The organism is Streptomyces sp. WAC 04229 (assembly GCF_003947455.1).
Taxonomy (GTDB): Bacteria; Actinomycetota; Actinomycetes; order Streptomycetales; family Streptomycetaceae; genus Streptomyces.
Window position 1 is genome coordinate 22,685 of sequence record NZ_QHJH01000005.1, and the last position, 22,386, is coordinate 45,070.

At 74.6% G+C, this 22,386-nt stretch carries 16 protein-coding genes; 5 read left to right on the plus strand and 11 right to left on the minus strand.

Features of this window, described 5'->3' with window-relative positions:
- Nucleotides 1-11: 11 nt before the first annotated feature.
- Nucleotides 12-5,030, plus strand: a complete 5,019-nt coding sequence (locus DMH12_RS02335; protein ID WP_125489837.1) for a DNA-binding protein — start codon at nucleotides 12-14, stop codon at nucleotides 5,028-5,030.
- Between the two features lie 30 nt (nucleotides 5,031-5,060).
- Here DMH12_RS02335 and DMH12_RS02340 read toward each other — a convergent pair whose 3' ends face one another.
- Complete coding sequence (locus DMH12_RS02340) at nucleotides 5,061-6,356, minus strand: MFS transporter (RefSeq protein ID WP_185832106.1); 1,296 nt, start codon at nucleotides 6,354-6,356, stop codon at nucleotides 5,061-5,063.
- A gap of 171 nt (nucleotides 6,357-6,527) precedes the next feature.
- Here DMH12_RS02340 and DMH12_RS02345 point away from each other — a divergent pair, with 171 nt between their 5' ends.
- Nucleotides 6,528-8,582 carry a phosphocholine-specific phospholipase C gene (locus tag DMH12_RS02345; protein ID WP_125489838.1) on the plus strand — a complete coding sequence of 685 codons (2,055 nt, stop codon included), beginning with the start codon at nucleotides 6,528-6,530 and terminating at the stop codon, nucleotides 8,580-8,582.
- Nucleotides 8,583-8,594: 12 nt separating this feature from the next.
- Here the strand turns inward: DMH12_RS02345 and DMH12_RS02350 are convergent, their stop codons facing one another.
- Nucleotides 8,595-9,506, minus strand: coding sequence for a hypothetical protein (locus DMH12_RS02350; RefSeq protein WP_125489839.1), 912 nt, complete (start codon nucleotides 9,504-9,506; stop codon nucleotides 8,595-8,597).
- Nucleotides 9,503-10,321 (minus strand): phosphatase PAP2 family protein, encoded by an 819-nt coding sequence (locus tag DMH12_RS02355; protein WP_125489840.1) that lies wholly within the window; start codon nucleotides 10,319-10,321, stop codon nucleotides 9,503-9,505. Before DMH12_RS02355 ends, DMH12_RS02350 begins: the two co-directional genes overlap by 4 nt.
- A gap of 146 nt (nucleotides 10,322-10,467) precedes the next feature.
- On the opposite strand from DMH12_RS02355, the gene DMH12_RS02360 reads away from it, so the two are divergent.
- Nucleotides 10,468-11,079, plus strand: a complete 612-nt coding sequence (locus tag DMH12_RS02360; protein ID WP_125489841.1) for a TetR/AcrR family transcriptional regulator — start codon at nucleotides 10,468-10,470, stop codon at nucleotides 11,077-11,079.
- A gap of 152 nt (nucleotides 11,080-11,231) precedes the next feature.
- On the opposite strand, the gene DMH12_RS02365 is transcribed toward DMH12_RS02360, so the two are convergent.
- Nucleotides 11,232-12,248 (minus strand): DUF2510 domain-containing protein, encoded by a 1,017-nt coding sequence (locus tag DMH12_RS02365; protein WP_125489842.1) that lies wholly within the window; start codon nucleotides 12,246-12,248, stop codon nucleotides 11,232-11,234.
- Between the two features lie 263 nt (nucleotides 12,249-12,511).
- On the opposite strand from DMH12_RS02365, the gene DMH12_RS02370 reads away from it, so the two are divergent.
- Nucleotides 12,512-15,190 carry an AAA family ATPase gene (locus tag DMH12_RS02370; RefSeq protein WP_125489843.1) on the plus strand — a complete coding sequence of 893 codons (2,679 nt, stop codon included), beginning with the start codon at nucleotides 12,512-12,514 and terminating at the stop codon, nucleotides 15,188-15,190.
- 22 nt (nucleotides 15,191-15,212) lie between these two features.
- Here the strand turns inward: DMH12_RS02370 and pcaD are convergent, their stop codons facing one another.
- Genes pcaD through DMH12_RS02405 form a run of 7 tightly spaced genes read right to left on the minus strand, consistent with a single transcriptional unit; the run spans nucleotide 15,213 to nucleotide 21,723 of the window.
- On the minus strand, nucleotides 15,213-16,328 hold the full coding sequence (pcaD, locus tag DMH12_RS02375) for a 3-oxoadipate enol-lactonase (protein ID WP_125489844.1): 1,116 nt from the start codon (nucleotides 16,326-16,328) through the stop codon (nucleotides 15,213-15,215).
- A 2-nt stretch (nucleotides 16,329-16,330) separates the two neighbouring features.
- Nucleotides 16,331-17,677, minus strand: a complete 1,347-nt coding sequence (pcaB, locus tag DMH12_RS02380) for a 3-carboxy-cis,cis-muconate cycloisomerase (RefSeq protein WP_125489845.1) — start codon at nucleotides 17,675-17,677, stop codon at nucleotides 16,331-16,333.
- On the minus strand, nucleotides 17,674-18,279 hold the full coding sequence (pcaG, locus tag DMH12_RS02385) for a protocatechuate 3,4-dioxygenase subunit alpha (protein ID WP_122620614.1): 606 nt from the start codon (nucleotides 18,277-18,279) through the stop codon (nucleotides 17,674-17,676). Before pcaG ends, pcaB begins: the two co-directional genes overlap by 4 nt.
- A 5-nt stretch (nucleotides 18,280-18,284) precedes the next feature.
- Nucleotides 18,285-19,058 carry a protocatechuate 3,4-dioxygenase subunit beta gene (gene pcaH / locus DMH12_RS02390; RefSeq protein WP_125489846.1) on the minus strand — a complete coding sequence of 258 codons (774 nt, stop codon included), beginning with the start codon at nucleotides 19,056-19,058 and terminating at the stop codon, nucleotides 18,285-18,287.
- Nucleotides 19,059-19,088: 30 nt separating this feature from the next.
- Entirely contained in the window at nucleotides 19,089-20,291 is a 1,203-nt protein-coding gene (locus tag DMH12_RS02395) for a thiolase family protein (protein WP_125489847.1), read from the minus strand.
- Entirely contained in the window at nucleotides 20,288-20,968 is a 681-nt protein-coding gene (locus tag DMH12_RS02400; protein WP_125489848.1) for a CoA transferase subunit B, read from the minus strand. Before DMH12_RS02400 ends, DMH12_RS02395 begins: the two co-directional genes overlap by 4 nt.
- Nucleotides 20,968-21,723, minus strand: coding sequence for a CoA transferase subunit A (locus tag DMH12_RS02405; protein WP_125489849.1), 756 nt, complete (start codon nucleotides 21,721-21,723; stop codon nucleotides 20,968-20,970). Before DMH12_RS02405 ends, DMH12_RS02400 begins: the two co-directional genes overlap by 1 nt.
- A 195-nt stretch (nucleotides 21,724-21,918) precedes the next feature.
- Between DMH12_RS02405 and DMH12_RS02410 the strand changes: the two genes are divergently transcribed.
- Nucleotides 21,919-22,380: a MarR family winged helix-turn-helix transcriptional regulator gene (locus DMH12_RS02410; protein ID WP_125489850.1), complete on the plus strand. Its 462-nt coding sequence runs from the start codon at nucleotides 21,919-21,921 to the stop codon at nucleotides 22,378-22,380.
- Nucleotides 22,381-22,386 lie beyond the last annotated feature (6 nt).

Genomic DNA, 22,386 nt, shown 5'->3' on the forward strand with positions numbered 1-22,386 from the left:
GGCACACGAGCATGAGTGACGGCACCACTGAGGTCGGGACGACGGCGCAGGAGGTGGCGGAACTGCTCCGGGCCGGCGCCGTCCTGCCGCCGGGCACCACCGGGGGCGGCGACCGGGCGGTACCCGTGTTCACGCGGGCCTACCGGCATCCGGGCCTCGACGGCCGGACCGTCGTGCGGCTGATCGCCGAGGACCCGTCCGGCGAGACCGGCGCACCCTTCCTCGGACTCAGGCCCGAGGGCGAACCGGTTGAGGTCGGCGTCGGGCAGCACCGGGCCATGGGCTTCCCCGAATGGATCCTGGTCCGGCACCCCTCGGACGGCCAGCTGGCCATGTCCCTGGTCGAGGAGATGAACAGGGTCGCGCGGACGGTGCGCTCCCGCGCCAAGAGGGCACGCGCCACGTACGAGTCGATCGGCGAGCGCCTCGCCGGTTCCGTGCCGCACTTCCTGCCGACCTTCTACGAGGAGGCCGGCCGGGTGTTCCTGGCCGCCGGGGAGCGGTCGTACGCCGCCCAGATGTTCGTCAACGCGCGCAAGGCCGAGACGGCACACGCGCTGCCGTTCGACGAGGCCCGCATGGACGCGGTGTTCCTGGAGTTCGCCCTGGCCGACGCCGTGCCGACCAAGGTCCTCTCCGGTTACGCCAAGGGCCTGTCCTCCCGGGTGCCGGCCGCGACGGCGTTCCGGCACCTGCGCGCTCTGTTCACGCGGCTCGCGGCGCACGGTCTGCCGCCGTCCAGCCCGGGCGCGGCCGACCTGCGCCGCCTGGCGAAAGCGGCCGCCGGCGGGAAGGCGCGGGCGGAGGAGATGGCCTACCTGCGCGAGATGCTGTCGCTGCCCGGCACCGTCAAGGCACCGCCCGGCTGGTGGAAGGCCCACCGGGCCGCGCTCCTTGAACTGGCCGGGCGGGAGCCCGCCGTCCGCGGCACCCTGCTGGGACTGCTGCCCGTGGGGTGGGAGCAGGAGGACCTGCCCCAGTGGCTGGAGCTGCTGGAGAAGTCCGGCGCCACCGCCGGGCTCTGCGACGCCGCACGGCCCGCCGAGGAGCGTTCCCCCGACGGCACGGCCGGCTGGGTGCGCAGGTTCCTCGCACTGTGCGGCGCCGACAGCCGGTCCCTGGCCCCGGCGGAGCTGTATCCGCTCGTCGACCGCATCGCCGACCCACTCCGCTCCGAACTCCGGGCCTCCGGCGCCATGTTGCCGCCTCCGGTCGGCGACGTAGACCTCCTCGACCAGCTCCTCGCCCTGCGGATACCCGTCGCGGCCCCCGACGACCACCCGGGCCTCGGCCTGAAGGGCTGGGCGGCCCGCGACGAGCGCCGTGACCTGCGCGCCCTGGCGGCCGACCCGCGTTTCCGCGCGGCCTTCCGGGCGGGCTGTCCCGACCACGAGCTGACGGACAAGGACCGGCGCACCGTCACCACCCTCGCCGAGTCGCCCGGCGGCCGCCCCATGCTGGCCGAGTGGGTGGCCGGGGCCAGCCGCCGCTACCTCACGGCCGAACTGGGTGGATTCACCGGCTACCTGGAGCCCCTCACGACCCTGAGATGGCTGCCCGGCGAGGTCCTGGCCACCGCCGAGCAGTCCGTACGCGAAGCGCTGGCCACCGGCATGGCCCCGGCCCTCGCGCGCACCCTGCGCACCGGCATCCTGGACGAACTGGGCTGGCCCGCCTGGGACGAGGCGGTCGGCTCGCCCGAATCCCCGGAGGCGGCGCGCAAGACGATGGTGGGTGAGGCGTGGCCCCAGCTGATCGTCCTCAAGGGCGACCACGCCCGGGTGATCGACGCGGAGGGCACGGTACTCAGCCACGAACTGCGCCTCCCGGACAACGGCGACCGCTGGCATCCCGACGTCCGCTACGTGGACGGCGGCCTGCTCGTCACCTGGTACTCGTTCTCCACGTCCAGCTCGCACGGCTACTGGCACGACGGCGACCCCTCGGCACCGACGGCGGTGGACGGCGACGCCCGCTACTCCCAGGCCTGCCAGGCCGACGGGAGCGGCGGGAGCGGCGGGGGCAACGGCATGCCGCCCGCCTCCCTCCCGCTCCCGGAGGGCGGCCGGACCACCGGCCACGGCATCCTGCGGCGCGGCGACACCCACGTCCCGTTCGGGCGGCCGGTGATCGGCGACGGCACCTCGTACTGGGTGTGGAACAAGGACTGGTCCGACGAGACAAACAGCGCCTGGCACGCGTACGACCCGTACGCCGACGCGGCGGGTGAGCGCGCCGTGCCGGACTGGTTCGCCCAGGGGCTGCGTGCCGCGCCGGCGGGCAGCACCCTCGGCACCGCCTGGCTGCTGCCCGCCCCCAGCGCGGTGCCGGGCCCGGTGGGCGCCCCGGTGGACGGACTGCTCGGCTGGCGGGTGATCATGCTGCCCGACGGTTCGCGGCGGGGCGAGGACCTGGCCGGGCGGTCGGTCGTCGTACCGCCCGGCGTGGGCAAGGACCCGGAGCACGCGCTGGTCTTCCCCGGCGCCGACCGGCCGGTGACCGTGCTGCGGTGGTCGGGCACCGACATCCGGCTGCTCGACGGCGACGGCAAGGTCCTCGCCGAGGTCACGCGCGGCCACACGGCCGGCCCGTTCAGCGCGGGCACCGCCCTGCTGCCGCCCCTGCGCTACTGGCATCTGCTCCAGCCCCGCGACCCGCAGGGCTCCGCCGCACTGCGCCAGGTCCGCGAGGACACCGCTGCCGAACTGCTCGCGGCGGCCCTCGCGGAGACACCCGGGGACGAGTCCGACGACCGGGACGTGCTGCCCGGCCTGGTCCGCGGCCTGCTGCCGCGAGTCGGCCACGAGGCGCTGCGCGCGGGCATCGCCGGAGTGACGCGGTACGCCGCCGAGTTGCAGCGCGTCCTGGACGAGGCGCGCGCCCGGCTCGACGCCGCCGTGGCGGGCGACACCCCGCGGGAGGAGCCGGCCCCCGTCGGCGACCTGCTGCTGGCATCCGCGTTGAACGGCGTCGGCCTCACCGACGGCGAGCGCCGCTGGTACTTCGACTTCGACCACCACCTCTTCGGACTGCCGGGCCTGCTCGGCCCGTCCACGCGGGGCAAGGCCGAACCGGTACCCGAGGGCCGGGTCCGTCCCGACCCGGCCCGGCAGCCGTCGCTCGAGCGCCTCAACGCACTGGCCCTGCCCCACCTCCCGGCCGTCGTCGCCCTGCGGGCCGGCACCGAGGTCACCGTGCCGGAACACCGGGAGGCACTGGAGGCGTTCCTCGCGGAACTGGACGCGCGGCACCTCACGGAACTGGACCCGGACCACTGGCGCCGTGTCCGCCTGTGCCTGGACGGCGGCCTGCTCACCGGGCCCGACGCCGTGCGGGGACCCATCAGGGCCACCGTGCTCGACCTGGCCGACGGCGCGTTCCTCGTCTTCCCCGACCGCTGGTACCAGTTCGTCCAGGAGTACGGCGCGCACGAGATCCCGGGCCGGCACTACGGCGCCCTCCACCACGACCCGGCCGGCAGGTTCGAGACACCCGCGCCGTACATCCCGGTCGCCCAGGAACCGTTCGTGCCGGAGCCGGCCCGGGCGTCGGGCTGGGCCGCCGCCTTCCGCGCCACGCTCGCGGAACGCGGTCCCGCGCCCTGGTACCCGGCGGCCGCCGAGGAGTTCGCCCGGCTCACCGGCGTCACCCCGACCATGGCCCGGCTGGTGGTCGCCGGCCTGCCCCTGATCGACGACGTACGGCAGGCCGTGCCCTCCGCGACGCTGAAGGCCATCGGAGTGAGATCGGCCGACGCCCGCGTGGCCAAGGAGGAGCTGAGGGGCCTCGACGCGGGCGCCCGACAGGCCGTCGTGGCGGCGCTGCTGCCCACCGACCCGTCCCGGCTGTGGACCCACGGCCCGGACGCCGTCCGCGCGGCCGGGGTCTGGAACGAGCGGCTGGGCAGCCGCACCCCCGTCCCCGAGGAGGTGGTGCACGACGCGGCCCGCACCGTGGAGGCGGTGGGCTGGGCGCCGGCCGCCGCGCTGCGCGGCTTCGTCGACCCGGCCACCGAACCCCGGCTGACCCAGGACCTGACCTGGAGCTTCGGCCGCTACTACCTGCAATCGGCCGAACGGACACCCGGTTTCGACGGAGAGGTCCTCAAGGGCGCGGTGGCGATGGCCGCGTGGCTCGCCCACCGGCTCCCGTCCGGCGACCCGGTCCGCGCCGTCCTGCCCGGCGTACTGACCGCGCTGCGCGCCAGGCTGGCCGCTCCCGGGCTGCTGATCGGCCTGGACCGGAAGGCCGACTGGCAGGCGTTCCGGCGAGCCGCGGGCCAACCGGCGGAGACCGGACCGGACTTCGTCCGCTACGGCGCCGTCGTGCTGGGCACCGAGCGGCTGGAGTCCGCGCCCGTGCCCGCCCTCCGCCCGGCGCTGCTCGACGCGGCCGGACACGACGCGCACCTGGCGGCACTGTCAGGCGGCGGACGACCCAACGCGCAGGAGACCGCCCTGCGTCTGGTCCACGACGGCCCGTTCGCCGAACTGCTCGCCGACCCCGGGGACCCGGTGGCCGGCGAGCGCGACCAGGACGGCCTCTGGTGGCCGCAGGACCCGGCCCGGTCCGTGCCCGATCTGGTCGCCGAGGTGGCCGCACGGCACGGCATCGGCGAGGACGCCGCCGTCCTCTACCTGATGCTGCTCGCCATGCCGGACCCCACCGACCGCAACACCGCGCGCTGGACCGGCTGGGGCGCCCGGCGGGGCGGCACCGCCCGGCTGCGGGCCGCCCGCGCCGAACTCGCGGCCACCGACCTCGTACTGGAGGGCAGCCGCGCCAAGGCCGGACGCTCGCTGTTCCTGCCCGGCGGGTGGACCCGGCTCGCCGGTCCGCACCTCCCGCTGGAGCGGTGGAAGCTGCCGCTGTACGGCCTGCTCGACGGCGAGTCGCCCGTCCTGGGCGTCGTCGTCCCCGCCCGGCCCGTGGCCGACGTGTACCGCGAGGCGTGGCGGCGGGTCGTGGCCGGGCAGGGACCGCGGCCGGAGGACATGGAGGTGCCGCGACCGCGCGGGCGCCGGCGCTGAGGTGAGCCGGGGCGCTGCCGCCGACCGGCGTCAGCGCTCCAGCTCCTTGTGCGCCGTCTCCGGCAGCCGCAGGTACACCAGCGAGGAGAGCAGGCACAGGACGGCGACGTACCAGGGGAACAGACCGGAATGGCCCAGGTCCTTGAAGAGCGTGCCCACGTAGGGTGCCGTGCCGCCGAAGAGGGCGACCGTGAGCGAGTAGGGGAAGCCGATCCCGGCCGCCCGCACCCGGGGCGGGAAGATCTCGGCGTTGACCGCGGCGCTGATGGAGGTGAAGCCGGTCAGCAGGATCATCCCGGCGCACTGCACCAGCAGCAGGACGGCGAAGGAGTCCCGCAGGGCGTGCAGCAGCCCCACGCTCAGCAGGGCGAACCCCAGGCCGAAGAAGAGCAGCAGGGGGCGGCGTCCGAAGCGGTCGGAGAGCATGCCGCCCACCGGCTGGAGCAGCGCGAAGAAGGCCAGTGAGATGGTGCCCGCGAGCAGCGCGTCCGACTTGGCGAGTCCCGTGTTGAGTTCGGCGTAGGTCGGCAGGTACGACGTCCAGGTGTAGTAGGCGATGGTGCCGCCCGCCGTGATGCCGCAGATCAGCAGCGACTCGCGCGGATGGCGGCGCAGCGCCTCGAACAGGCCGGGGCGCGGGGCCTGCCGCTGCTCCTCGCTGCGGGTCTCCCGCGCGCCCTGCCGGATCCAGAAGCCGACCAGACTGAGCGCCGCCCCGAGGACGAAGGGGACGCGCCAGCCCCAGCCGTTCATCCGCTCCTCGCTCAGCGAGTTCACCAGCACCGTCGCGACACCGGAGGCGACGAGCTGCCCGGCCGTCGTCGAGACGTACTGGAAGCTGGAGAACAGGCCGCGCCGCCCCGGTCCCGCCGACTCCACCAGGAAGGTCGTCGAGGCCGCGAACTCGCCGCCCACCGAGAGCCCCTGGAGCAGCCGTGCGACCACCAGCACCACCGGGGCCAGCACACCGGCCGCCGCGTAGGTCGGAGTCAGGCCGACCAGCAGGCTGCTGCCGCCCATCAGCAGGATGGTGACGGTCAGCGCGGCCCGCCGTCCGCGCCGGTCGGCGATCGCGCCCATCAGCAGCCCGCCCACGGGCCGCATGAAGAAGCCCACGGCGAACACCGCGAACGTCGACAGCAGCGGCACCAGCGAGTTGTCCGCGCTCTCGGGAAAGACCTGGTCGGCGATGTAGGTGGCCAGGAAGGTGTACGCGTACCAGTCGTACCACTCCACGGCGTTGCCCACCGAGGCGGCGAGGAGCTGGCGGACGGGCCGTCGGGCCGGGGGTGCTTCCGTGTGCATGCCTGTCATGATCGCGACCATCCCCGGGTGACCGGCCCGGCACACCTCGCGTACCGGCGACTTTCACACCAGCGCCACCGGACCCTTCCCTGACGTTTGCTGCTCCTGGAACACTCCTTTCGCGCGCAATCCGTCATCATCCGGCACCGTCCCGGCCGGTTGCCCCCCCGAGGCGAGAGGTCTCCCACCCCCATGCCAGACGTCAACCGCCGCAGGTTCCTCCAACTCGCGGGCGCCACCTCCGCGTTCAGTGCGCTGTCCGCGAGCATCGAGCGGGCCGCGGCGCTCCCGGCGAACCACCGTTCGGGGACGATCGAGGATGTCGAGCACATCGTCGTCCTGATGCAGGAGAACCGTTCCTTCGACCACTACTTCGGCAAGCTGCGCGGTGTCCGCGGCTTCGGCGACCCGCATCCGGTGACGCTGGGCAGCGGCCGGTCGGTGTGGCACCAGCCGGGCAGCGACGGCAAGGAGGTGCTGCCTTTCCACCCGGAGGCCGACGACCTCGGCATGCAGTTCCTCGAAGGGCTCCCGCACGGCTGGTCCGACGGCCAGGACGCCTACCACGACGCGAAGTACGACCGGTGGCTGCCGGCCAAGGGCACCACCACCATGGCGTACCTGACCCGCGAGGACATCCCCTTCCACTACGCGCTCGCCGACACCTTCACCGTGTGCGACGCCTACCACTGCTCCTTCATCGGCTCCACCGACCCCAACCGCTACTACCTGTGGTCGGGCCACACGGGCAACGACGGCACCGGCGGCGGCCCGGTCCTCGGCAACGACGAACTGGGCTACGACTGGACCACGTACCCCGAGCGGCTGGAGGCGGCCGGGATCTCCTGGAAGATCTACCAGGACATCGGCGACGGCCTGGACGCGGCCGGCCACTGGGGCTGGATCGACGACGCCTACCGCGGCAACTACGGCGACAACTCGCTGCTCTACTTCAACAAGTACCGCAACGCGAAGCCCGGCGACCCCCTGTACGACAAGGCGCGCACCGGCACCGACGCGAAGAGCGGCGAGGGGTACTTCGACCGGCTCCGCGCCGACGCCAAGGCCGACCGGCTGCCGAAGGTCTCCTGGATCGCCGCGCCCGAGGCGTTCTCCGAGCACTCCAACTGGCCGTCGAACTACGGCGCCTGGTACATCTCCCAGGTCCTGGACGCGCTCACCGCCAACCCGGCGGTCTGGGCGAAGACCGCGCTGTTCATCACGTACGACGAGAACGACGGCTTCTTCGACCACCTGGTGCCGCCGCTGCCGCCGAAGTCCGCCGCGCAGGGCCGGTCCACCGTCGACGTCTCCCTCGACGTCTTCCAGGGCAGCGCCGGCCACCGCGAGGGCTTCTACGGGCTCGGCCCGCGCGTGCCCATGCTGGTCGTCTCGCCCTGGAGCAAGGGGGGATACGTCTGCTCCGAGACCTTCGACCACACCTCGGTCATCCGGTTCATGGAACGCCGCTTCGGTGTGCGCGAACCCCAGATCTCGCCGTGGCGGCGCGCCATCTGCGGTGACCTGACCAGCGCCTTCGACTTCTCGCGCAAGGACAGCCGCCCGGCCGCCCTGCCGGACACCGACGCCTACGAGCCGCCGGACCGCGAACGCCACCCCGACTACCGCCCGACGCCGCCCGCGGACCCGGACATGCCCCGGCAGGAGCGCGGCCGGCGCCCCACCCGCCCGCTGCGCTACGCCCCGCACGTGGACGGCGCCGTGGACGCCGCGGCCGGGAAGTTCACGCTCACCTTCGCCTCCGGCGCCGCGGCCGGTGCCGCCTTCCTCATCACCTCCGGCAACCGCACCGACGGCCCCTGGACGTACACCACCGAGGCCGGCAAGTCCCTCGCGGACACCTGGAACTCGGCGTACTCGAAGGGCTCCTACGACCTGACCGTGCACGGCCCCAACGGCTTCCTGCGCGTCTTCAAGGGCCCCAACAAGACCGCGGGACCCGAGGTCACCGCCCGGCACACCGGCGACGACGTCCGGCTGACCCTCACCAACGGCGGGACCTCGGTGGTCCGGCTGAAGGTCGAGAACGCGTACGGCGGCCGGAGCAAGACCCTCACCGTGCGTCCCGGCACCACCGCGCGCCACACCGTCGACCTGGAGCGGAGCGGGCGCTGGTACGACCTGACCGTCACCTCCGACTCCGACCCGGCGTTCCTGCGCCGCTTCTGCGGGCACGTGGAGAACGGCCGCCCCGGGGTGAGCGACCCGGCCCTCGTCACGGACTGACGACGGCCGGCCTCAGAGCCGGCTGAGGTGCCCCGGCCCCGGCTGCCGGGGCACCAGTGTCGCCGCCGCCTCCGGCACGGGGGCCGCGGCACGGGTGTCGGGCGGGTGTGGCGCCGCGCGGCTCAGGTGGATCACGCCCCAGGCGGCCAGCGCCGCGCCGGTCAGGGCGAGGACTATGCCGCCCGGCCCGCCGCGCAGCCGCTCGCCGAGCAGGGAGAGCCCGATCACCGCGGCGGCCACCGGATTGGCCAGCGTCACCACGGCGAGGGGGGCGCCCAGGCCGCCCCGGTAGGCGGTCTGCGACAGCAGCAGGCCGCCCGCCGCGAAGGCCGCCACCAGCACCGCCACCCCGATGACCTGCACGCTGAGCAGGGGATCAGAGCGGTCCGTGACGGCGACCGTGACCGTCTGGGTGAGCGCCGAGGCGACGCCGGAGGCGATGCCGGACCCCGTCGCGTGCCGCAGCCCCGGCCGGGTGCCGGGCCAGGCCAGCACGCCGATCAGCGCCGCCGTCGCGCCGGACACCGCCAGCGCCTCGGCCACGCTCAGGGAGTCGTCGGGCGCCGGCCCCGACGCCGTGAGCAGCAGCGCGCCCAGTCCCAGCAGGGTCAGCCCGGTGCCCCGCCACTCCACGGCGCTCACTCGCCGGCCCGCCAGCCGCGCCCCGAGGGGCACCGCCGCGACCAGGGTGAGCGCCCCGAGCGGTTGCACCACGGTGAGGGGCCCGTACCGCAGCGCCACGACGTGCAGCAGGGCGGCCGACGCGTTGAGCGCGACCGACCACCACCAGGCACCGGACGCCAGCAGCCGGAGCGCCCCCGCCCCGGCGCCGCGCCTGGCCAGCCGCTCCTGGGCGACGGCCGCGGCGGCGTAGGCGCACGCGGAGACCAGGGACAGCAGGACGGCGACGAGAGCGGCGTTCACCGGGCCGCCCCGACCAGCTCGGGCCCGGCCGCCGCCCGGCGCCGCGGCTGCACCCGGCGCGACGGCAGCGCGCACCGCCGCCGGTGCGGCGGGCGCAGCACCGCGAGCGCCAGACCGAGCAGCGCCGTGGCCGCGACCGCGTCCAGCCAGTAGTGGTTCGCGGTGCCCACGATCACCAGCAGGGTCAGCAGCGGATGCAGCAGCCACAGCCACCGCAGCCGGGACCGGGTCGCGACGACCAGGCCGACCGCCACCATCAGCGCCCAGCCGAGATGCAGCGACGGCATCGCCGCGAACTGGTTCGACAACTCGTCCGTGGCGGGCGGCCCGTACACCGAGGGGCCGTACACGCGGGCCGTGTCGACCATCCCGGCGGCGCCCAGCATGCGCGGCGGCGCGAGCGGGAACAGCAGGTGCAGCACCAGCGCCGCGCCGGTCACGGCGGCCAGCACCCGGCGCGCCCACACGTAGTGCGCGGGCCGTCGCAGGTAGAGCCAGACCAGGAAGGCCACGGTGGCCGGGAAGTGCACGGCGGCGTAATAGGTGTTCGCCGAGTGGACCAGCGCGTCGCCGTGCAGGAGCAGGGACTGCACGGAGCCCTCGTCGGGCAGTCGCAGCGCCCGTTCCCCGTCCCACACCCGTCGGGCGTTGCGGAAGGCCTCCGCCGTGTGCCCCGTCGCCAGCTGCCGGCCGAGCTTGTACACGAGGAAGAGCCCGGCCACGAGCAGCAGCTCGCGGACGAGCGGCGGGCGTGCGGGCGTGCCCGGCCCCGCCTGTGGGGGCTCCGCTCCGGCGGGCTCGCTGCGGGCTTTCATCCCCGGGCCTCTCATCGATACGACCTCGTTCCGATACGCCAGTGTACCGATACGCTCGGGTACCGGTACACTGGCGTATCGGTACACTGGCGTATCGATAGACACTCGAGGTGCACTCGAGACGCACCGGACGAGGAGCAGGGACCATGACGTCGCAGGCCGCGGACCGACCGGAAGCGGTCGGCACCTCGCGCCGCTCCAAGATCACGCCCGAGCGTGAGCAGGAGTTCTTCGACGCCGTGCTCGAACAGATCCGGGCCTGCGGGTACGACGCCGTCACGATGGAGGGCATCGCCGCCAGTACCAAATGCAGCAAGTCCACGCTCTACCGGCAGTGGAAGACCAAGCCCCAGTTCGTGGCCGCCGCCCTGCGCTCCCACCGGCGGGTGCGCTTCGCCGGCATCGACAGCGGGTCGCTCGCCGAGGACCTGCGCCAGGCGGCCCGCATCGCGGGGGAGTGGTCCGGCAAGGACACCCTGCTCCAGGCGCTCGGGCACGCGGTCATGCAGGACCCGGAGCTCCAGCGCGCGCTGCGCGAGGCGCTGGTGGAACCGGAGATCGCCGCGCTCCGGGAGATCCTGCGGCGCGGGGTCGAGCGCGGCGAGGTCGACGCGGACCATCCGGCCCTGGAGTACGTGCCGGCGCAGATGTTCGGCGTGCTGCGGATGCGGCCCGTCGTCGAGGGCGAGTACGCCGACGCGGAGTACCTCGTCCGGTTCGTGGAGGCCGTCGTGCTCCCGGCGCTCGGCCTCCCCTGAGACCCAGGCCGCCGTCCATGGGATGACTGGACGGTGGTCTGCCCGCGCCGCACCGTGGGGACGGGGGCGGCGCGCACCCCCGGCCGGGCCGGGGCGCCCTCTGAGCGGAGGGGCGCCCCGCCCGGCCGATCGACGTGCGGGGCCGGGTCCGGTCAGACGTCCTGCCCGTTGCCGCCCCCCGCGGCGCCCGCCTCGATGCCCTTGGTGATCTCGTCGAGCACGGCCTGCTTCTCCCCGACGTCGACGCCGAAGCGGACGACGACGATGCGCTCGGGATCGGCCGGCGAGGGGAAGGCGAGCGACTGGACGTACCCGTCGGCGCCCTTGGCCGTGACCGCCTGCCAGCGGACCAGGTACCCCTTCTGCCCGGCGACCGTGACCGCCTTGGACGCCAGTTCCTCGTGCGAGGTGATCCCGCCGTAGGACTTGCCGCCGTAGGATTCCTCGGCGTTCGCCTCGATGTCGGCCTTCGCGACCTCCTCCGCGGTGTCGCCCTTGGTGCGCAGCACCATCGCCGGGGCCGAGTAGGCGCCGCCCTTGGTGCAGGTGGCGGAGGAGTCGCCGGGGCACTTGTAGCTGTCGTCGGACGTCACCGACGCGCCGACCTCCAGCTGCTGCCCGGACCAGCCGTCCGGGATGGGCAGGGTGATCCCGCTCAGCCGGTCCGGCACCGACCCGCTGTCGATCGTCGGCGGCTCCGACTCGCCCGGCGAGTCCGGCGCGGGCGACTCGCCGCCCCCGCCGTCACCTCCGCCGTCGCCCCCGCGCGGGTCGCCGAAGGGGGCCTCCTCGCCGCCGGGGCCGCGCCGGTCCTGCTGCGAGGGTCCCGCGCTGTCGCCGTCCGAGCCGTCGCCGGCCAGCGCGTACACACCGACTCCGATGCCGGCCAGCACCGCCACCGCCGCCGCGACGGCTATGCCGGTGGTCAGCCGGCGCCGCCGCGCGGAGGGCGGCTGCACGGGCATGCCCGGATAGCCCTGGTGCACGGGGTACGGCCCCGGCGCCGCGCCCGGCGCCGGCGGCTGCGCGGGAGGGGCCCACGCGGCGTCCTGCCCGGCGGGGCGGACCTGGTCCGTCCACGCCTTGCCGTCCCACCAGCGTTCGGTGGTGGGACCGTCCTGCTTCTGTCCGGGGTCCGGGTACCACCCGGGAGGAGTCACCTGCGTCATGTGCCCACCGTATGAGGCGTCGGTGAAAGCCGGATGAGAGGCCCCGCGACGATGTCCGCCGCCGACCCGCCACGTCCGGCGGCAGCAACGAGTTGACGCCGCCCGCCAGATGCCACCGCAGATGACGGGCCCGGCGCGTCGTCCCGGCTTTACCCCAAGTCACCCGTCACGGCAACTGCTCGCCGGACCACGCACCACGTGCCCGGCCGGAGGGCTAGGCTCAGTGCTCGTACGTCATTCGGGCGACTTGGGGAGGTAGCGGGATGACGGAGGTACGGCGGGCGGTCGCCGCCTCGGCCTCCCTCTGGGAGCGCGACGAGGAAGTCGCCACCATCACGCGGGCGGTCCACACCCTCCGTGCCGACCGCTCTTCCCCCGGCCTGCTGCTGGAGGCGCGCGGCGAGGCCGGAGTGGGCAAGAGCGCGCTGCTCGCCGAGACCCGCCGCATCGCCGAGGCGCTCGGCTGCACCGTCTGGTCGGCACGCGGCGGCGAGACCCTCAGGTCGGTCCCCTTCAACGTCGTACGCCAACTCCTCCAGCCCGCGCTGGTGTCGATGCTGCCCGAGGAGGCCCGCGAGTACCTCGGCGACTGGTACGACATCGCGGGTCCCGCCCTCGGCATAGCGGACCCCGGCGAGCGGCAGGCCGACCCGCAGGGTGTGTGCGACGGACTCGTCGCCGCCGTGCGCCGCCTCGCCCGCCGGGAGTGGCCGCTGGTGCTGCTCATCGACGACGCCCACTGGGCCGACCAGGAGACCCTGCGCTGGCTCGCCGCGCTCGCCGGCCGGCTCGACGAGACCTCGGTGCTGATCGTCCTCGCCCGCCGCCCCGGAGACGTGAGCGGCGACAGTGCCCGCCACCTCGACGAGGCCGCCGCCGTGGGCCGGCCCCTCACCCCGCTGAACGCCCTCACCCCCGACGCGACGGCCGGACTCACCCGCGCCACGCTGGGAGCCCACGCCGACGCCGCGTTCTGCCGCGAGGTGTGGGCCGTCACCGGCGGCAACCCCTACGAGACCGTCGAACTCCTCGCCAAGGTCCAGGACAGCGAGCTGCAGCCGGTCGAGGCGGAGGCCGCCGAGCTGCGCGCACTGAACCGCTCCGCGAGGGGCGGCGGGCTCGTCGCCCGCCTGGAACAACTCGGCGTCGACTCCACCCGGTTCGCCTGGGCCGCGGCCATCCTCGGCAGCGGCATCACCGTCGACATGGTGGCCCGCCTCGCCACGCTCGACCGCGCCGACGCCGTCCGCTGCGCCGAGCTGCTGTCCGACGCCCGCATCCTCGCCGCGGCCGGCCCCGCGCCCGGCCAACCCGGCGACGGCGACCTGGAGTTCGTCCATCCGCTGATCGCCACCGCCGTCTACAACTCCATCCCGGACGCGCTGCGCACGGCGATGCACGGCATAGCGGCCCAACTGGTCACCGACTCCGGCCTCGGCGCCGCGGCCGCCTCCCGCCACCTGCTCCAGGTCTATCCCGACGACGACCAGGAAGTCGTCGGGCAACTGCGCGAAGCCGCCCGGGAGCACCTGGCCGTCGGCGCCCCGGACGCGGCCCGCCGCTGCCTGGAGCGCGCCCTGCAGGAACCGCCGTTGCCCGACACCCACGCGCGCGTGCTCTTCGAGCTGGGCTGCGCCACCCTCCTCACCGCACCCGCCACCACCATCGGCCACCTGCGCACCGCGCTCGCCATGCCGGGACTCGACGGCGAGCAGCGCGTCGACGCCGTCTTCCGGCTCTCCCAGGCCCTGCTCCACAACGACCAGCTGGAGGAGGCCGTCCGCACCGTCGAGGCGGAGGCGGCCCGCAACCCGGACCCGTCCGCGCGGCTGCGGCTCCAGGCCGTCCAGTACATGTGGGAGGGCATCCATGCGGGCGAGACGTCCTCGCCCCGCCGCTCCGCCCGCCTGGCCGAACTCGCCGCCACCTGCACCGGCCGCGACAACGCCGAACGCGCCCTGCTCATCCTGCGCGGCTTCGACGCGATGACGCACGGCGAGAGCGCCGAGGAGGTCGTCGAACTCTGCGACCGGGCCCTGGTCAACGGCCGCCTCGCACCCGGGCTCGGCTGGACCGACACCGAGTGGGGCCTGGAACTGCCCATGATGCTGGCCAGCTCCTACGCCTACGCCGACCGGCTCGACCGCGCCGAGGCACTGTTCACCGAGGCCCTGCGCGCCTACGAGACGGCGGGCTGGAGCGGCGGCCACCTCTCCCTCGCGCACGCCTACGTCGGCCTCGGCCACCGCAGGCGAGGACGCCTCAAGGAGGCCGAGACGTCGCTGCGCGAATCCCTGCGCATCGCCGAACGCGTCGGCCGCGGCCTGCCGTTGTACTGGTCGGCGATCTGCAATCTGATCGACACCCTGCTCGCCCGCGGCCATGTCGCCGAGGCCCGCATCCTCGCCGACCAGTACGGCTTCGCCCCGCCCTACCCGTCGACGATCGTGCTCCCCGACCCCCGCTCCGTACGCGGCCGGCTGCTGCTGGCGACCGGCCGCACCGAGGAGGGCGTGAACGAACTGGAGGCCGCCGAGAAGGCCGCCGCCGCCCGCGGCCGGCACAACCCCGTGGTGGTGCCCTGGGCGACCGAACTGGCCCGCGCCCTCGCCACCGAGGACCCCGGCCGCGCCGCCCGGCTGGCCAGTGACGCCCGCCGCCAGGCCGAGCGCTTCGGCACCGACACCGCCATAGGAGAGGCCCTGCGCTGCGCCGCCGCGCTGGAGACCGGCCAGCGCGCGGTCCGGCTCGCCGCCCAGGCCGTCACCTACCTGGAGGCCTCGCCCTGCCAGTACGAACACGCCGCCGCCCGCGTGGAGTACGGCATCGCGGCCCGCTCGGCGGCCGAGCTGGACCGGGGCCTGGCGCTGGCCGAATCGTGCGGCGCCGACGGGCTGGTGGCCCGGGCCCGCGAGGCGCTGGCGGTGGTGCACGCGGGCTGACGGCCCGCCCCGCCGGGGCACCTCATCCCGGGGTGCCGTCCTCCTCGGCCAGCACCCGCTGGGCCGTCGCGAAGGCCGAGTTCGCCGCCGGCACCCCGCAGTACACCGCCGTCTGGAGCAGCACCGCGCCGATCTCGTCCGGCGTCAGCCCGTTGCGCCGGGCCGCCCGCACGTGCATGGCCAGCTCCTCGTAGTGGCCGTGCGCGACCAGCGCGGTCAGCGTGACCAGGCTGCGCTCGCGCCGGGACAGCGTCTCGTCGGTCCAGATCTCGCCCCACGCGTAGCGCGAGATGAAGTCCTGGAAGCGGGCGGTGAACGGGGACTGGCGGGCCTGCGCCCGGTCCACGTGCGCGTCGCCCAGCACCTCGCGCCGTACCGCCATGCCCCGCCGGGCGTCGCCGCCGAGATGCGCCCGCAGGGCGGTCAGTACCGCCTCCGGACGCTCGGCCGGCGCCAGGTGCGAGGCGCCGGGGATCTCCGTGAGCGTCGCGCCCGGCACCGCGTCGGCGATCTCCCGCAGATGCGCGGGCGGCGTGGCCGGATCCTCGCGCCCGGCGATCAGCAGCGTCGGCGCGGTGATGTCGCCGAGCCGGTCCCGCAGGTCGAAGGAGGCCAGCGCGTCGCAGCAGGCGGCGTAGGCGCCGGGGTCGGCGCCCCGGTGGTCGCGGACCAGCCGCGGCACGGTGAACCCGGGGGTGAACCACCGGGCGTCCGCGCCGTCCGCCAGCCGCGCCAGCCCCTCCGCCCGCACCTGCGCGGCCCGCTCCTCCCACGGCTTCGCGCCGTTGAAGTGCGCCGACGAGCAGACGACCGCCAGCGACGACACCCGCTCCGGATGGTGCACGGCCAGGTGCAGGCCCACCGCCCCGCCCAACGACACCCCGGCGTAGGCGAACCGCTCCACGCCGAGCGAGTCGGCGAGGGCCAGCACCAGCCCGGCGAGGTCACCGACGGTGGCGCCCGGCCCGATGAGGTCGGCCGCCGAACCGCCGTGCCCGGGCAGGTCCCAGCGGATCACCCGGTGCCCCGCGGACAGCTCGGGTGCCACCGCGTCCCACAGGGCGTACGAGGTGCCCAGCGAGGGCCCGAGCAGCAGCGGGGGTGCGGAGGCGGGGCCTTCGGCCAGGTGATCGAGCATGGTCAACGTCGCTCCAGGGCACGGTCGGTCAGGGCTCCCGCGGAGCCGGTGTAACGGACGGGGTCGGTGAGGGCGTCGAGGTCCAGGCCCCGCAACTCCGGTACCTCCGCGAGCAGTTCACCCAGGGGCCGGTCCTCGGCATACGTGCGCGCCGCCAGCTCGGTGAGCAGCGCCCCGGCGCGGGACCGCCCGAGCACCGGCGTCAGTTCGGCGGCGAGGCGCTCGGACACGATCAGCCCGTGGGTGAGGCCGAGGTGCGCGCGCATCACGTCCGGCCGCACCCGCAGCCCCTCGGCCAGCTCGGCGGCGTCCCGGGCCGCGCCGCCGGCCAGCCGCAGCAGGTCGCGCAGCGGCTCCCACTCGGCGTGCCAGGCGCCCGCCGGACGCTCGTCCTCGGCGGTCAGCGAGCCGTACAGCACCGACGCGAGCTGCGGCGCGCGCCGGGCCGCCGCCGCGATCAGCGTGGACCGTACGGGGTTGGCCTTGTGCGGCATCGCCGAGGAGCCGCCGCCCCCGCCCTCGGCGACCTCGCCGATCTCGGTGCGGGAGAGCGTCAGCACGTCGGCGGCGATCTTCCCGAGGGCCCCCGCGGCGAAGGCGAGGGCCCCGGCCAGGTCGGCGACCGGGGTGCGCAGCGTGTGCCACGGCAACAGCGGCGCCCGCAGGCCCAGTTCGCGGGCGTACGCGGCAGGAAGTGCCATCGGGTCCGGTGCGCCGTACGCCCCGAAGGCGGCCAAGGTGCCCGCCGCGCCGCCGAGCTGCGCGGGCAGGGTGTCGCGTACGGCGGCGACGCGGTCCCGCGCGTCCAGGACCAGCGCGCGCCATCCGGCCGCCTTCAGCCCGAAGGTCGTCGGCACGGCGTGCTGGGTGAGCGTCCGGCCCGGCATCGCCGTGTCCCGGTGCTCGGCGGCCAGCGCGGCCAGCGCGCGTTCCGTACGCGTGAGATCGGGGAGGAACAGGTCCAGGGTGCGGGCGGCGACCAGCATCGTCGCCGTGTCCATGATGTCCTGGCTGGTCGCACCCCGGTGGACGTACGGCCCGTACTCCTCGCCGACCGCCCCGGTCAGGTCGGCCACCAGGGGGATGACCGGGTTTCCGCCGCCGCGGGCGCGTTCGGCCAGGGAGCGCAGGTCGAACCGGGCCGGATCGCCGGCGGCCTCCGTCACCGCGGCCGCCGCCCCGGCGGGCGCCAGTCCCAGCGCGGCCTGGGCGCGGGTCAGGGCCGCCTCGGCGTCCAGCAGGGCCCGCAGGTACGCGTGGTCGCCGGTGGCCGGCCCGGCCGGCGAGCCCGCCCGGCCGGGGGCGAGCAGGCTCGTGCCGGCGTCGCCGGGATCCGCGGGTGATGTCACTGGAACTCCAGGAAGACCGTCTCGCCCTCGCCCTGAAGGCGGATGTCGAAACGGTACGTCCCACGGCCCTCGTCCGCCGCGACCAGCGTGTCGCGGCGCTCCGCCGGCACCCGGGCCAGCAGCGGGTCGGCGGCGAGCAGCGCCTGGTCGTCCGGCAGGTAGATCCGGGTGTACAGGTGCACGAGGAGTCCGCGCGCGAAGACGCACACGCTGACGCAGGGCGCGCTCCGCCCGCGGGCCCCGGGCCGCAGTGTCCGCGCGTACCAGTGGCCGTTCGCGTCGGTCTGGATCCGGCCGAAGCCGGTGAACTCCACCCCGTTGCGGCCCAGGAAGCCGCCGGATGCGGGGTCGCGCCGCATGGAGCCGTCGGCGGTCGGCGTCCTGCCCTCGGTGTCCGGCCCCCACAGCTCCACGAGCGCGTCCGGCAGCGGGGCGCCCTCCCCGTCGTACACGTACCCGTGCACGGTGATCGTGTCCGGATGACCGGCCGGCGCGATGTCCTCGCCGCCGGGGAAGGGCAGCGCGTACCCGTAGAACGGGCCGACCGTGTGCGACGGAGTGGGCAGGACCTGCCCCGGCTCGCTGGTGTCGATCTTCGTCATGCGGGTCAGCGTCCTTCTTCGATCCAGGTGGCGTTCGGGCCGTCGAGCACGATGTCCCAGTGGTAGCCGAGCGAGAACTCGGGCACGGACAGGCCGTGGTCGTACGTCGCGATCAGCCGCTGCCGGGCGGCGTCGTCGGTCACGGACTGGAGGATCGGGTCGTACCGGAACAGCGGGTCGTTCGGGAAGTACATCTGCGTCACGAGCCGCTGGGTGAACGCCGACCCGAACACCGAGAAGTGGATGTGCGCCGGACGCCAGGCGTTGACGTGGTTGCGCCACGGGTAGGGGCCGGGCTGCACGGTGGTGAAGCGGTAGCGGCCGTCGTCGTCGGAGAGGGTGCGGCCCACCCCGGTGAAGTTCGGGTCCAGCGGCGCGTCGTGCTGCTCGCGCTGGTGCGCGTACCGCCCGGCCGAGTTGGCCTGCCAGATCTCCACGAGCTGCCCGCGCACCGGCCTGCCGTTCCGGTCGAGGAGGCGGCCGGAGACGGTGATGCGCTCGCCGACCGGCTCGCCGGTGTGCTGCCGGGTCAGGTCGTTGTCGATGCCGGTGAGGTCCCGCTCCCCGAAGGCCGGGGAGGACAGCTCCACCAGCTCCGGGTCCTGGCGGACGTCGATGGCGATCGGCGGCTGCTTCGGGTGGCGCAGCACCGAGGAGCGGTACGGGGCGTAGTCGCGGCGCGGGTGGTGCTCGACGGGCGCGCCGTCGGCGACCCGCTTCTCGTACGCGGCGTGCTCGGCCGCGATCTCCGCGTCGATGTCGTGCTGGGTGAGAGGCATGGGGATTCCCGTGGGTGACAGGGGGCTTGGCTAGCGGTCGAGGACGAGGGCCAGGCCCTGGCCGACACCGATGCAGAGGGTGGCGACACCGGTGCCGCCGCCCTTGCGGGCCAGCTGGTGGGCGACGGTGCCGGCGAGGCGGGCACCGGAGGCGCCCAGCGGGTGGCCCAGTGCGATGGCGCCGCCCTGGGGGTTGAGGATCGCGGGGTCGAACTCGGGCCACTCGGCCGCGCAGCCGAGCACCTGGGCGGCGAAGGCCTCGTTGAGTTCGAGGACGTCCAGGTCGGCGAAGGTCCGCCCGGCCTTGGCCAGGGCACGGTGCACGGCTTCGACGGGGGCGAGACCGAAGTAGTGCGGGTCGGTCGCCGAGACGCCGGTGGCGGCGATCCGGGCGAGCGGTTCGCGGCCGGTGGCCTTCAGGCCCTCCTCGTCGGTGAGGAGCAGGGCCGCCGCGCCGTCGTTGAGCGGCGAGGCGTTGCCCGCGGTGACCCTGCCGTCGGTCTTCCGGAACGACGGCCTGAGCTTGGCCATCGCCTCCAGCGAGGCGGTCGGGCGTACGCACTCGTCGGCGGCGAAGTCCACCGGGTCGCCCTTGCGCCGCTCCACCGGGACGGGCACGAGTTCGGCGTCGAACAGGCCGTCCGCCTGGGCGCGGGCGGCCTTGTGGTGGGAGGCGAGCGCGTACTCGTCCTGCCGCTCGCGCGTGATCCGGTGCTTGTCGGCGATCAGCTCCGCCGACTCCCCGAGCGGGACCGTCCACTGCGGGTCCATCCTCGGGTTGACCATGCGCCAGCCCAGGGTGGTCGAGTACAGCTCGGTGTGCCCGGCGGGGAAGGGCCGGTCCGACTTGGGCAGGACGTACGGCGCCCGGGTCATCGACTCCACCCCGCCCGCGAGGGCGATCGAGGCGTCGCCGACGGCGATGGCGCGCGCGGCCTGGACGACGGCCTCGAGCCCGGAGGCGCACAGGCGGTTCACGGTGACGCCGGGGACGGAGGTGGGCAGGCCGGCCAGGAGGGCGGCCATCCGCGCGACGTTGCGGTTCTCCTCGCCCGCGCCGTTGGCGTTGCCCAGGTAGACGTCCTCGATCCGGGACGGGTCCAGGGCCGGGGTGCGGGCGAGGAGTCCGCTGATCGCGTGCGCGGCCAGGTCGTCGGGGCGTACGCCCGCCAGGCCGCCGTTGTACTTGCCGAACGGGGTGCGGACCGCGTCGACGACGTAGACGTCCTTCACTTCGCCTCCTCCGCGATCCTCGGCTGCTCCGCGGTCTCCGGTTCCTCCGCGACGACGAGCGGGGCGTCGGTCCGGGCGGTGATCTCCTCGACGCTCACGCCCGGCGCGGTCTCGACCAGGACCAGGCCGTCGGCGGTGACGTCGAGGACGCCGAGGTCGGTGATGATCCGGTCCACGCACGCCTTCCCGGTGAGGGGCAGCGCGCACTCCCGGAGGATCTTGGGCGAGCCGTCCTTGGCGGTGTGGGTCATCACCACGATCACGGTGCGGGCCCCGTGGACCAGGTCCATCGCCCCGCCTATCCCGGTGATCATCTTGCCCGGGACGGCCCAGTTGGCCAGGTCCCCGCCCGCCGACACCTGCATGGCGCCCAGCACGGCGACGTCGATGTGCCCGCCCCGGATCATGCCGAAGGACAGCGCGGAGTCGAAGAAGGCGGCGCCCGCCAGCACCGTCACCGTCTCCTTGCCCGCGTTGATCAGATCGGGGTCCACCTCGGCCTCGGTCGGGTAGCGGCCGGTGCCGAGGATCCCGTTCTCCGACTCCAGGGTGACCTCGACGCCCACGGGGAGGTGGTTGGGGATCAGTGTCGGCAGGCCGATGCCGAGGTTGACGTACTGGCCGTCCCTCAGCTCCCGCGCCGCCCGCGCGGCCATCTCCTCACGCGTCCAGGCCATCAGGAACTCACCGTCCGCCGCTCGATCTTCTTCTCCGCCGCCTGCTCCGCCGTCAGCGCCACCACGCGCTGCACGAAGATGCCGGGCAGATGCACGTCGTCCGGGTCGATCCCGCCGGGCTCCACCAGCTCCTCCACCTCCGCGATCGTCACCCGCCCGGCCATCGCGGCCAGCGGGTTGAAGTTCCGGGACGACTTGGCGAACACCAGGTTCCCGTGCCGGTCGCCCCTGGCCGCCCGCACCAGCGCGAAGTCGGTGCGGATGCCGCGCTCCAGCACGTACTCGGTCCCGTCGAACTCGCGGACCTCCTTGGGCGGGGAGGCCAGCGCGACCCCGCCGTCGCCGTCGTAGCGCCAGGGCAGACCGCCGTCGGCCACCTGGGTGCCGACGCCGGCCGGGGTGTAGAACGCGGGGATCCCGGCGCCGCCGGCCCGCAGCCGCTCGGCCAGCGTGCCCTGCGGGATCATCTCCACCTCCAGCTCCCCGCCGAGGTACTGGCGCGCGAACTCCTTGTTCGCGCCGATGTAGGACCCGGTCACGCGGGCGATCCGGCCGGCGCCCAGCAGCACGGCGAGACCGGACTCCATCGCCCCGCAGTTGTTGGAGACCACCGACAGGCCGTCGGTGCCGCGCTCGTACAGCGCCTGGATCAGTACGTTCGGCACACCGCTCAGCCCGAAGCCGCCCACCGCGAGCGACGCGCCGTCGGGCACGTCGGCCACCGCCCCACCGGCCGTGGCCACCACCTTGTCCATCCGAGAAGCCCCATCTCTGCCGCGAATTAATCAGGGCACTGAGTATTTCAGCGAGGTGTTCAACACGCTGCCATCGACCGGCCGAGGCGTCAAGGCCCGGGAAAGTGCCCGGTACATCGCTTGCGGAGGGGTCCGGCGGTTCGCGGCTGGCCGGGGTATCGTCAGTGCACCTACGAAGTAATCACGGGAGAGCGCATGGCAGCGGTCGATCTGACCACCCATCCCGGACACCTGGCCCGGCGGCTCCAGCAGGCGCACTACCTGCTCTGGAACACGATGGTCTCCGAGGAGACCACCTCGCCGCAGTTCGCCGTCCTGAACGCCCTCGTCGCCGAGCCCGGCCTGGACCAGCGCACGGTGGGGGAGCGGGTGGGCCTGGACCGCTCCACCATCGCCGAGGTGATCAGCCGGCTGGGCCGCCGCGGACTGCTCGACAAGGTCCGCGACCAGCAGGACGGCCGCCGCTTCCTGCTCCGGCTGACCGACGAGGGGCTGCGCGTCCACCGCAGGCTGAGCGTGCGGGTCGCCCGGATGAACCAGGTGTTCCTCGCCCCGCTCTCGCCCGACGAGCGGACCGCGTTCTTCGACCTGGTCCGCCGGGTCGCGGACGCCGCCGAGGGGCTGCGCAACCCGGAGTCGTCCGGGGTGCCGGGTTGACGCGGG

Coding starts and splice junctions, on each gene's coding strand:
- DMH12_RS02335 (WP_125489837.1), top strand. CDS start 12: ATGAGTGACGGCACCACTGAGGTCGGGACGACGGCGCAGGAGGTGGCG.
- DMH12_RS02340 (WP_185832106.1), bottom strand. CDS start 6,356: ATGGTCGCGATCATGACAGGCATGCACACGGAAGCACCCCCGGCCCGA.
- DMH12_RS02345 (WP_125489838.1), top strand. CDS start 6,528: ATGCCAGACGTCAACCGCCGCAGGTTCCTCCAACTCGCGGGCGCCACC.
- DMH12_RS02355 (WP_125489840.1), bottom strand. CDS start 10,321: ATGAAAGCCCGCAGCGAGCCCGCCGGAGCGGAGCCCCCACAGGCGGGG.
- DMH12_RS02360 (WP_125489841.1), top strand. CDS start 10,468: ATGACGTCGCAGGCCGCGGACCGACCGGAAGCGGTCGGCACCTCGCGC.
- DMH12_RS02365 (WP_125489842.1), bottom strand. CDS start 12,248: ATGACGCAGGTGACTCCTCCCGGGTGGTACCCGGACCCCGGACAGAAG.
- DMH12_RS02370 (WP_125489843.1), top strand. CDS start 12,512: ATGACGGAGGTACGGCGGGCGGTCGCCGCCTCGGCCTCCCTCTGGGAG.
- pcaD (WP_125489844.1), bottom strand. CDS start 16,328: ATGCTCGATCACCTGGCCGAAGGCCCCGCCTCCGCACCCCCGCTGCTG.
- pcaG (WP_122620614.1), bottom strand. CDS start 18,279: ATGACGAAGATCGACACCAGCGAGCCGGGGCAGGTCCTGCCCACTCCG.
- pcaH (WP_125489846.1), bottom strand. CDS start 19,058: ATGCCTCTCACCCAGCACGACATCGACGCGGAGATCGCGGCCGAGCAC.
- DMH12_RS02400 (WP_125489848.1), bottom strand. CDS start 20,968: ATGGCCTGGACGCGTGAGGAGATGGCCGCGCGGGCGGCGCGGGAGCTG.
- DMH12_RS02405 (WP_125489849.1), bottom strand. CDS start 21,723: ATGGACAAGGTGGTGGCCACGGCCGGTGGGGCGGTGGCCGACGTGCCC.
- DMH12_RS02410 (WP_125489850.1), top strand. CDS start 21,919: ATGGCAGCGGTCGATCTGACCACCCATCCCGGACACCTGGCCCGGCGG.